7 protein-coding genes are annotated in these 10839 nt (G+C 59.3%); all 7 read right to left on the bottom strand.

What is annotated here, in order from left to right:
- Positions 1-454: 454 nt before the first annotated feature.
- The gene (locus IHN22_RS02330) at positions 455-2017 is read right to left on the bottom strand and encodes an alanine/glycine:cation symporter family protein (RefSeq protein ID WP_365813612.1); all 1563 of its coding nucleotides are present in this window, start codon (positions 2015-2017) and stop codon (positions 455-457) included.
- A gap of 124 nt (positions 2018-2141) precedes the next feature.
- On the bottom strand, positions 2142-5459 hold the full coding sequence (locus tag IHN22_RS02325; protein ID WP_191433277.1) for a PD-(D/E)XK nuclease family protein: 3318 nt from the start codon (positions 5457-5459) through the stop codon (positions 2142-2144).
- A 227-nt stretch (positions 5460-5686) separates the two neighbouring features.
- The gene (locus IHN22_RS02320; RefSeq protein WP_300985307.1) at positions 5687-6712 is read right to left on the bottom strand and encodes a haloacid dehalogenase-like hydrolase; all 1026 of its coding nucleotides are present in this window, start codon (positions 6710-6712) and stop codon (positions 5687-5689) included.
- Between the two features lie 860 nt (positions 6713-7572).
- Entirely contained in the window at positions 7573-7830 is a 258-nt protein-coding gene (locus tag IHN22_RS02315; protein WP_191433275.1) for a hypothetical protein, read from the bottom strand.
- A 3-nt stretch (positions 7831-7833) separates the two neighbouring features.
- Complete coding sequence (gene guaB / locus IHN22_RS02310; RefSeq protein WP_087187407.1) at positions 7834-9309, bottom strand: IMP dehydrogenase; 1476 nt, start codon at positions 9307-9309, stop codon at positions 7834-7836.
- A gap of 39 nt (positions 9310-9348) precedes the next feature.
- A complete protein-coding gene (locus IHN22_RS02305) occupies positions 9349-10101 on the bottom strand; it encodes an acyl-[acyl-carrier-protein] thioesterase (RefSeq protein WP_191433274.1) in 753 nt (250 codons plus the stop codon).
- 3 nt (positions 10102-10104) lie between these two features.
- The gene (locus tag IHN22_RS02300; protein WP_087266333.1) at positions 10105-10722 is read right to left on the bottom strand and encodes a hypothetical protein; all 618 of its coding nucleotides are present in this window, start codon (positions 10720-10722) and stop codon (positions 10105-10107) included.
- Positions 10723-10839 lie beyond the last annotated feature (117 nt).

Raw genomic sequence — 10839 nt, 5'->3', positions numbered from 1 at the left:
GAACACGCGGGGGCGCGGCTGTTCCCGAAACGCCCTTTCGGAAACGTGGGAAATGCGCCCGTGGCGGGATGCCCGGCCGCCCGCTTGCTCGCACTGCATGTAAGTCTCCCCCTGTTCGACTTAGCCTATGCAAACGCAGCAAGTGTAGCACACGCCCCCTCGGCGCCCCCGAACGCGCATTTCGGCGATTTCGGCGATTTCGACACAGTTTTTCGCTGGAAATCACCAAACTGTCCGAACGGCGAACGAGATGCAGACAGAAAGCGCCGCCAAGCAAAGCATTGGCGCAATCGAAAGGAACCGCCCCCCGGGCGTCCCCGCCACCCGGAAGGGGCACCCCGCGCGCGGCGCGCCGCCGCAACGGCGCGCGCGGATCCCTTCCCCACCGCGCGACTGATGGTATACTGGCATTGGACATTCGCAAGGGCGTGCGCACAGAACGGGGGTTCCTGTGTCAGAGACGAACAGGCCGGGCGTGGACTTCGCGCCGGCATCGGGAGCGAATCTCCCGTCGGTCACCATGAACATGCTGATCGACTTCCTGTCCCAAAACGAGACGCTGTACCAGCCACCGTCCGCGCGCAGGTCCTTCCATTGGCTCGCGGCCGTGTCGCACGAGAACGTCTCGTGCGCGGTTCCCGCCAACATCGCCGACGCCCACCTCCTCATAGCGGTATACCGGGTTCTTGCCCGCCTTCTTCTGGTTCACATAATCTTTCAGCACCTTCAGGGCCTTGCCGCCCAGCAGCAGAATGGCCACCAGATTCACCAGTGCCATCAGACCCATGAGCACATCAGCCAGGTCCCACACCATGGAGAAATTCATCTGGGCGCCGATGAAGATGGCCGCCACGCAGGTCAGCCGGAAGATGATCAGGCCGGTCTTGGAGTCACGAATAAATTTAAAGTTGGACTCGGTGTAGTAGTAGTTACCCACCAGGGAACTGAAAGCAAAGAGGAAAATGGAAACGGTGATGAAGATGGGGCCAAAGGAACCCACTTGGGCGTGGACCGCCGCCTGGACAAAGTTCATGCCCTCGCTGTAGGCGTCAATGGGCACCCCGGACAGGAGCAGCATAAAGGCGGTGGTGGAGCAGATCACAATGGTGTCGATGAACACGGACAGCATCTGCACCAGGCCCTGCTTCACCGGATGGGACACATCGGCAGCAGCAGCGGCGTTAGGGGCGGAGCCCATACCGGCCTCGTTGGAGTAGAGGCCCCGCTTGATGCCCTGCATGATGCAGGAGGCGCCGATCCCGGCAAACATGGCCTTGGGATCGAAGGCCTGGGAGAAGATCAGGGAGATCATGTGGGGCACCTGGCCGATGTTCTTAATGGTGATAAAGAGGCCCAAAGCGATATAGATGGCGGCCATCACAGGCACGATGCCGGAGGTGATGGCACTGATGCGGCGCACGCCGCCAAAGATACACACACCGGTGAGAATGGCCAGCACCGCGCCCACCACCATGGGCCAGATGCTGTTGGAGTAGTCGGGCAGATAATACTGGAGGGCGGAACCGGCGTTATAGGCCTGGAGGGCATTGAAGCCGTAGGCAAAGCAAGCGATGAGCAGCACGGCGAACACCACGCCGAAGAACCGGCTGCCAAGCGCCTTCTGGATATAGTAGGCCGGGCCGCCTACCCAGTTCTCCCCGTGCTTCTCCTTGTAGCACTGGGCCAGAGTGCTCTCAATGAAAGCGGAGGCGGCACCGATGAGGGCCAGCAGCCACATCCAGAACACCGCGCCGTAGCCGCCGATGAGGGTGGCGGCGATGATGGCGTTGGCCACACCGGCGATGTTGCCGGTACCCACCCGGGAGGCGGTGGAGATCATCAAGGCCTGGAAGGACGAGATATCCTTGCCGTCCTTTTTCTTCTCTCCCAGCACACGGATGGCCTCAGGGAACAGGCGAAACTGGACGCCCTTGGTACGGATGGTGAAGTAGAGCCCCGCGAAGATAAGCAGAGCAATCAAAATATAGGTGTAGAGGAAGTTGCTTGTGTTGCTCAAAAAGCTTCCAAAAAACGCCATAGAGTTTTAGTTCCTTTCTCTTATCTCTTAAGGAGATTTTGTGCTTGCTCGGTTGGATTTAAACACCAGGCCTTCTATAGCCTGTCCGAAACTGGAGGCAATTTTACTCTTGTTCCACAGCCGCCCAGAACTCCTCGCTCTTGACTGTGGGCAACCACCGCTTTTTATCGTTCCCCCTGCCCTCCTCAAAATGGCAGGCAGCAGCGTAGTCGCACCACTGGCAGGCATTGTGCTCCGGTCCCCGCCAAAAGGGGTCGGCGTTGATGTTGCCTGCCGCCAGTTCCTGACCGATCTCCCGCAGGATATGGTCGGTGTGCCGGGCCAGCTTGCCCAGCCGTTGGGCGGACACCAAGGCCTCGCCGGTGATCTGGCCGCTCTTATTTACCCGGATAGGCAGGAAACGGATGGGCCCCTCCTCCGGGTCCTCCATAGCGGCCACCACGGCGGGGTCGTCCAGCACCACGCCCTTGCGGCGCAGCTCCGTGTCCACCTTCTTCTGCCGTGCCTCATCACTCATGACCCGGCTGCCCGCCACCACTGCGTCTCTAGCGGGCAGGTAAAGGACGCCAGCCCCTGTCACATCTTGATTGTAAAGGTCTTTTCCCTCACGTTCCAGCGTGAAAAGATAGAGCAGCATCTGAAGGCCCATTCCATGCCAAATATCTGTCAAGTCAAATGACTTGCGTCCCGTCTTGTAGTCTACAATTCGCAGGTATAGCCGTCCGTCGTGAACCCAGCCGTCCACCCGGTCCACAAAGCCGGAGATACTGACGGTGATCCCGTCCACATTCAGCTCCACCGGAGGCAAATCTTTGCCGCTGCCGAAGCCCAATTCAAAAGAGATGGGCTGGAACTGAGAGGCCCGCAGCTCCTGGGCCACGTTGTCCACCACGGCGTACACCGACTTGCGAAGGCGGCGGAACAGATACTGGAACCGGGGGCTCTCCCCCTCCAGTCCCCCCAGCTCTTCCTGCACATATTGCTCCACCACCTGATCGGTAATGGCACGCAGTTCCTCGGGCGACACTTCCTTCACGCCCCCCCGCTCCTGGCAGGCTTTGAGGACGTGTTCCAGCACAAAGTGGATAAAGGTGCCGTACTCAGGGGCCTGGAACCCGGCGGCCCGCCGGGGCTCCGCCTTCAGTCCGTACTGCATGAAGTAGGAGAAGTGGCAGGCCTTGTACTTGTCCATTCGGGAGGCCGACATGGGCACCCGCCGCCCGTAGAGTACATCCACCGCCGGTCTTGACAGCCGCCCCCGTTCCCGGCAGGCAGCAGAGGTCATCCGCTCCACCAGGGGAGCGTACTCCGGCAGAGCCGTGAGGGCTGCCGCCGCCTGGGGGAACCGTCCAGCCAGCTCCAGCGCAGGCCGTGGGGCCGCCAGGCGGAAGGAACCGTCCAGCCTTCCCTCTTCCACCCGGCGCAGATGGGGCAGCAGGGCTTTCAGCCTTGACACCAGGAAGGCAGGGCGGTGCTCTTCTCCCTGGGCCCCTGCGGCGGACCAGTTGACATAAAACCGTTCCCGAGGCAGGGCGCAGGTCTCATAGACGATGGTCATCTCCCGGTACAGCTTGTCCCCTGTCCGTGGGGCAGGCTCCAGGCCATAGGAGGCCAGCAGGCTGCGGTCATCGTCGCTGAGCAGGCCGGGAGAGGGGGACACCGCCGGGATAGCCCCGTCGTCCACCCCCAGCAGGAACACCGCACGGTAACCCTTGTGAGCCAGCCGGGGCATTTCGCCAGCGTTCACCCGGTCCAGGGACACAGGGATGGAACCCACGTCGTACTGAGAGAGTACCAGAGAGAACAGTCTGGAGAACTCCTCCAGCTCCATGGGGGTATCCCCCAGGATCTGGGCGCACTGTTCCAGACCGCCGCACAAAATGTCCCACAGCTGGGCGTACTCCTCCGCCAGGGCGGCCTGATCCCGCTCTTGCAGTTCCTGGGTCCGCTGTGCCAGACGCTCGGGTACCCCCATAGCCTCCAGCAGGCGGTAGAGAGCCATGGCCTGGCCCTTTCCTGTCTTGTCCGGCTGCTTCCGCAGCTCCTCCAGAGGGGCGGTCACCTGCCGCCGCAGGCCGTTGAGCCGGGCCAGCAGGGCGGTATCCTCCTCGGTGAATTTGCGCCCATAGCCCTTGGGGTGGTTGGTCCAGTCCTTTTTGCCGGTCCAGGCACTTCCCTCCAGACCCCAGGTCAGGGCATAGTTTTCCAACAGATCTACATCCTCCTGACTCAAATCAGTGAGGCCGGTTTTGAGGCATCGGAAGAGATCATCGTACCGGTAGCCCCCGGATACGGTATCCAGTGCCGCAGTAATGAAGGTTAGGATGGGCTTTTCCAGGATGTCACTCATGCGGCTGAGAAATACCGGTACCCCGTAGCGGGCAAACACCGTTTCAATGGTGGGTCCATACCCCTCCATGCTGCGGGCACACACGGCGATGTCCCGGAAGCGATAGCCCTCCTCCCGCACCAGGCGCAGGATCTCCGCCGCCGTCCACTCCACCTCGGAGTAGGGGGTGTTGGCGGTAAAGAGGTTGATTTCCTCCCCACCTTCCTCCAGAGGGACAGGTCGGGGAGCAAACAGATTGCCTTCCAGGTGGGCCAGGGCAGCTGTCCGGCCGGTCCGGTCCCCCGTCAGCACCTCCACCTGAGCAGGCACGCCTCGGTCCTTGGCCAGCCGCAGCAGTTGTCGGGCGGTGCGACGGGCAGGAGAAAAGATACCGGTCCCCCCCTCGTTCTCCTCCAGCTGATCGCAGGTCAGGGCCACCGTCACCGAGGCACCCTTATCCAGCAGGGCGGAAAGCACCTGCCGCTCCTGGGGGGTGAAGTCGGTGAAGGCATCCACATAGAAGTCCTTGCCCGCCGCCCACTTGGTCCGGGCCAGCAGCTCGGCCAGCCGGGTCAGCTTGTCCCGGGGATCAGCCCACCGTTGGGCAGTCAAGGTCTCATAGGCACCAAAGATGAGGGAGAGGTCGGTGAGCTTGTCCCCCTCCCCGCCTCCGATGTCGCTGCCTGCCTCCCACAGCTGTTCGGGGCTGATGCAGCAGCTTTTCAATTCGTCCACCGTGGCCAGCAGACTGCTGAGAAAGGCGGGCTTGCGGGAGGGTCGCTGGTACACTTTGAGCTGATCGGCCACCGACTTGAGTGCGGTATACAGCAGCAGCAGCCGGCCTCCCTGATCCAGAGTGGGGGCCGCCAGACCGCCATGGGCGGAGAACACCCGGTTAGCAAGCCGTGTGAAGGAGAGCACCTCGGCGTGGAGAGAAACCGCGTTTCCGCCAATGGTGCACAGCTGCCGCTCCATGTCGTGGGAGTGCTGCTCGGGCACGATGAGAACCTGGGGTCGGTTAGCCGCTCCCATGGCGGTGAGCATGGCGTAGGTCTTGCCGGTGCCCGCCCGGCCCAGCAGCATCTTGAGCATGGTACTCCCTCCTTTTTGGTCAGTGGTGAGATTATAGCATATTTGCTGCTCCGGCACAATGGACCATCCAAAGCCTTTTTCTATCCCCCGCGGAGGAAACGACTCCCGCCTGAGGCAGGGGGCGGAAAACTCCGCCGCACACAATATCCAAATAATGGATCTCTTTCTTCAAAACAGTGCCCCCTGTATAGGTCTTGCCTATACAGGGGGCCTTTGTATCGGTTTGATCAGTTCTCAGGGCGGAGCAGGACGCTCTCCTGGGTACCCTGGAGAATGGTGGACTCGAAGGGACGCAGTTCACCGGTGTTTTCGTCCCGGCCCTGGAGGACAAAGCGGGAATCCATATCACCCATGGACTCCACTGCCTCAGCAGAGTTGGACCAGAGGGTATAGTCACTGGCGGGTTTGGCGTAGCGGTTAAAAATCAGGCCCAGCTGCGTATCGCCGCATTCCATCCAGTCATTCATCATGTTTACATCGCCGGTGCTGTCACCGCAGACAAGGAGGGGACCCTGTCCGCCGTAGTTGGGCGCGATATAGTTGGTGATGATCTGGCTCTTGCCGGGACCATAGCTCTGCGCATATTTCCCGGTGCCGCCCCAGTCATAATCGTATTCGTTGATGTACCGCCCCTGATCATCCTGCTTGAGACGCATGGCAAAAATGTGATCGGCAGGTACGCCATAGCCATATTCATCGCTGGCAGCACGAATCAGGTCATAGGGGGAAGCGGAGATGATATAGACATCGATCCCGTTGGCCTGCAGAGTCTGATACAGATCCACAAGCTCGTCAGGGAAACTGATGCCAGTATCCAGAGTAACAGACACGGCTCCGGCGCTGGTCTCCATATCGGTAGGAGAAGTCCAGACATCCTCGCCGTACCGGCCATAGGAAGACCAGTAAGCATTGGATTCCACGGCCAGGTCATACACCTGATCGGGTGTCATTCCGCTGAGCATATAGATGGACCACGGATAGGCAACAGATACATCAAAGGTATTTCCCACTGCGTCATACATCCAGCGCAGCTTGGCAGCAAAATCCTGATACTCCCGGGTAGCACGGATATCAGTCAGGGTGCGGTCACCGTCAAAGCCCTCGTACTGGCTGTAGATAAACGCATAGTCAGCACTCAGATCCTCAATAAGCTGCGCACAGGTCACAGGCTCGCCGTCCAGGTTCTTGCCCACCTCGCAGGTCAGATCCGGCAGGCCGGTATCCAGAACATCTGCAAAGACATCCGGTTCCATAGCAAAACGCAGATTCAGAATCTGATAGGCGAAAAGGGCGTTTCCGATGTCATATATGCTGGAAGTATTATCAAAATCAAAGCAGGCATACCGATTCTGATTGGCGTTCTCCTGAATCAGCGTCTCCAGGCGCGCTCTGGTTTCGGGTGCCCAATTTCCCGTAATCAGAGAAGTAGGGTCACTTTTATAATGTGCGGAGGTATCCAGGGTAGCAGTATCAGTGCTGGCATCCCAAGCCACGGAAACATCCAGGCTCTGAGCTATATCCCGGAGATTAACATAATTGTTGCCGTTGTCAACGTTGTACCCATCAACAGATGCTTGACGGCCATCAATCACAATATTTGTGGTGCTCTTTTCTATGGAGTGGGGCATATTAGCCGCCAGTGCAACCGGAATTCCGAGAACAAATGCCAGGATCAGGAATACGCTCAGAAAGGATGTGCTCCTTTTTTTCATATTAATTCCTCCTATTTCCTGATGGTCTTTCCCGGGAAGATTGCTTTTGATGTGCACAGACGCAGTGTATACCTTTGTGCACGGCAAAAGTCAAGAAAAGTTACATAAAAAATCAAAAAATTTCGCTTGTTTTTGTCAGAAAATACCTATTTCACCCAAGGCAGCCGTAATAAAAGGATTATTTTTCTATATTTATCCAAATACAGGATCAAACAATTGCTGCTTCAGATGAACCGGGGCAGCCGTACGGCTGCCTTGATTTCACATCAGCACCTCTACCCGGGCAGATAGTCTCCGACCCACGGCCAACCGCAGCAACGCTTCTCAGCTCGCCCACCGCGCTATGCGTTGCATACAAAAAGGGACTGCCGCAAAAAAAGCGGCAGTCCCTTTTTGGTGCTTTACCGAACGCCGTAAGTCTCCCACAGCGCCAGGGTATTCTGATTCATGAGCTTTTCCCCAAACAACTCCCGGAACTGAGCCGTCTTTTGCTTCCCCTGGGCCTTCAATGCCTCCATTTTGGCGGCAATCTCGCTCTGGCGGGCGATCAGGCGCTCATAGGCATTTTCAAAGGCGGCCAGACGGGCAACGGCAGCTTCGCTCTGCTCCGACGGGATGCTCCAGCGACCGGAAGAATCCTTTTCGGTGATACGCTCCATACCTTACTGGGGATTGACGGTATAGTTGGGAGCTTCCTTGGTGATATAGATATCGTGGGGATGGGACTCCTTCAGACCGGCAGCGGTGATCTGCATGAACTGAGCCTTGGTGTGCAGCTCCTCGATGTTGTGGCAGCCGGTGTAGCCCATGCCGGCCCGCAGGCCGCCGGTGAGCTGGTAGATGGTGTCGCCGGTCAGTCCCTTGTAGGGTACGCGGCCTTCCACGCCTTCGGGCACCAGCTTCTTGTTGTTCTGCTGGAAGTAACGGTCCTTGGAGCCGCAGGCCATGGCGCCCAGAGAGCCCATGCCGCGGTAGACCTTGAACTGACGGCCCTGATAGACCTCGGTGTCCCCGGGGGACTCCTCACAGCCGGCCAGCAGGGAGCCCAGCATGACCACGTTGGCACCGGCGGCCAGAGCCTTGGCGATATCACCAGAGTACTTCACGCCGCCGTCGGCGATGATGGGAATGTCGTACTCAGCGGCCACACGGGCAGCGTCATAAACAGCGGTAATCTGGGGCACGCCGATACCGGCCACCACGCGGGTGGTACAGATAGAACCGGGGCCGATACCGATCTTCACGCAGTCGGCGCCAGCCTCGATGAGGGCGCGGGTACCCTCGGCGGTAGCCACATTGCCGGCAATCAGCTGCACGTCGGGGTAGACGGCCTTGATGCGGCGGACACAGTCCAGAATATTGTGGGAGTGGCCGTGGGCGGAATCCAGGCACAGCACGTCGGCGCCGGCATCCACCAGAGCGCGCACCCGGTCCAGCACGTCGGAGGTGACGCCAATGGCGGCGCCCACCAGCAGGCGGCCCTTGTCATCGCGGGCGGAGTTGGGATACACGGTGGCCTTCTCAATGTCCTTGATGGTGATGAGGCCCTTCAGGCGGTACTCGTCGTCCACGATGGGCAGCTTCTCAATCTTGTGCTTGCGGAGGATCTCCTTGGCCTCCTCCAGGGTGACGCCCTCCTTGGCGGTGACCAGGTTGTCCTTGGTCATGACGTTGTCCACCAGCTGGCTCATGTCGGTCTCAAACTTCATGTCCCGGTTGGTGATGATACCGATGAGCTTGCCGTCCTTGCAGATGGGCACGCCGGAGATCCGGTACTTGGCCATCAGGGCGTCGGCCTCGGCCAGCGTATGGCCGGGAGCCAGCCAGAAGGGGTTGGTGATAACGCCGTTCTCACTGCGCTTGACCATGTCCACCTGCTCAGCCTGAGCGCCGATGGACATATTCTTGTGGATGATGCCGATGCCGCCTTCACGGGCAATGGCGATGGCCATGCGGTACTCGGTCACCGTGTCCATGGCAGCGCTCATCAGGGGCACATTCAGTTTGATTTTGCGGGTGAGTCTGGTGTGCAGGTCGATGTCCGCAGGCAGAACGTCGCTCTCCGCGGGGATGAGCAGCACGTCGTCAAAGGTAAGGCCCTGCTTCAGAAACTTCTGGTGCTCGTCAGTGTTGACCATAGTGCATCTCCTTTTTCTTTTTATAAAATTTTACCTATTCTACTTGATTGCAGACGCTCTGTCAAGTGGCGTCAGGGTAACCGCACCTTCAAAACGGCTTTTTCCAGCCGTATCAGCGCCCCGGACATATCGCAGGCCATCCTGCTCCCCGGTAAAGAGGGTTATGGTCTCACCCGCCATACACTCCGCCAGATAGTCCACCTGGAGGGCAGAGACGTAAAAATCCTGCCCCAGCTGATCCATTCGGATGGCATCGCAGATGAAGTCGGCATAGCGAACATTGTTCACATGCCCGTTGATGTCGGTATCGCTGTAGTGCATAGCCCGATGATCCGCCGCCGCCATTTCCTGGGGCAATTTGAACCGGGAGAGGGTCTTGTCCTTGCAGAGCACACCGCCATCGGTACCCTGGAACTCCTCAATCTTGCTCATACGGGCCAGGCGGTGGGTATCCGCATCAGCCAGCACCCACACGGAGACCGCTTCACCTACCGGCTTACCGTCCACAAACAGGTCAAAATCCCGGTAGCTGGAGGCGCCGCTGCCGCCCCGGTGCCAGGTGCGGATGCTGAGGGTCTCATTCCACTTCAGTGGCCGGTCCAGCCGGTACCACATCCGGGCCAGCATCCAAAACAGATTGTACTTTTCCATCATCTCCGGCCGGGAGGCATGGAGCTCGCAGGCCGCGGCCACCGCCGCCTCCTGCAAAATGCCCATCAGGCCGGATGGCTTACAGTGGTTCCAGGGGTCTACATCCCGGGAATCAATGGGGTAGCCACCCTCAAAATACACCGCTCACCCCTCCTTTTTACCACGGATGACCAGCTTTGTCTTGCAGCAGATGTCGTCAATGTCATTGTCGGTAGCCGCCGGGATACGCATGGCAGCTCCGCAGTCGGCACAGAAGAGATCAATGGAGCTGTAGTTGACCTGGAGCTTCCAGCGGTGGGACCCGCAGGTGCAGGAAATACCGTCCCGCTGGGCAATCTCCTTCAGCTCGGAGAGCACCTCGTGCATCACCAGCTCGTCCAAAAAGGCGCCTTTCTCCTCCCCTTCCGCCCGCTCCAGCTTATCGGCGGCGGCCTCCAGCCGCTGGAGGGCAGCAAATACCGGACCTTCTTCACCCACATAGCAGCAGTCCAGGCCGGACTGGGCGCAGGAAAAGGCCAGCACCTTCTGGTGTAAGAACGCCTGGGTGGAGCAGGTCACGGTGTGGTCCCGGCCGCAGGAGAGGCAGGGCACCGTCAATCTCACCCGATCCCCCATCATCTCCACCCGAAGGGCAGACTTGCCGCAGGGACAGGGCAGTTCATTGGCGGACGCCGCCAGTTGAAACACCGTACGCTCCACCGCTACACTCTGGTGGCAGGAAGGGCACAGATAGGCCAGGGTACGTTTGGATTGTTCTTCCATAGCGGACCTCCCGTTCGGCCCGTAAGGCCGGTTGTGCCGGTGACCCGGCAATATATATGTTACATTATAACGCAAACAGGACGGATTGACCAGCCAGTCCGCCTACAAAATCCAGAG

It is taken from the genome of Flavonifractor sp. An112, from assembly GCF_904377885.1.
GTDB lineage: Bacteria > Bacillota > Clostridia > Oscillospirales > Oscillospiraceae > Flavonifractor > Flavonifractor avicola.
This window is presented reverse-complemented; position numbering and strand designations above follow the sequence as displayed.

Coding starts and splice junctions, on each gene's coding strand:
- IHN22_RS02315 (WP_191433275.1), bottom strand. CDS start 7,830: ATGGAGCGTATCACCGAAAAGGATTCTTCCGGTCGCTGGAGCATCCCG.
- IHN22_RS02300 (WP_087266333.1), bottom strand. CDS start 10,722: ATGGAAGAACAATCCAAACGTACCCTGGCCTATCTGTGCCCTTCCTGC.
- IHN22_RS02325 (WP_191433277.1), bottom strand. CDS start 5,459: ATGCTCAAGATGCTGCTGGGCCGGGCGGGCACCGGCAAGACCTACGCC.
- guaB (WP_087187407.1), bottom strand. CDS start 9,309: ATGGTCAACACTGACGAGCACCAGAAGTTTCTGAAGCAGGGCCTTACC.
- IHN22_RS02320 (WP_300985307.1), bottom strand. CDS start 6,712: ATGGAACCGGATGTCTTTGCAGATGTTCTGGATACCGGCCTGCCGGAT.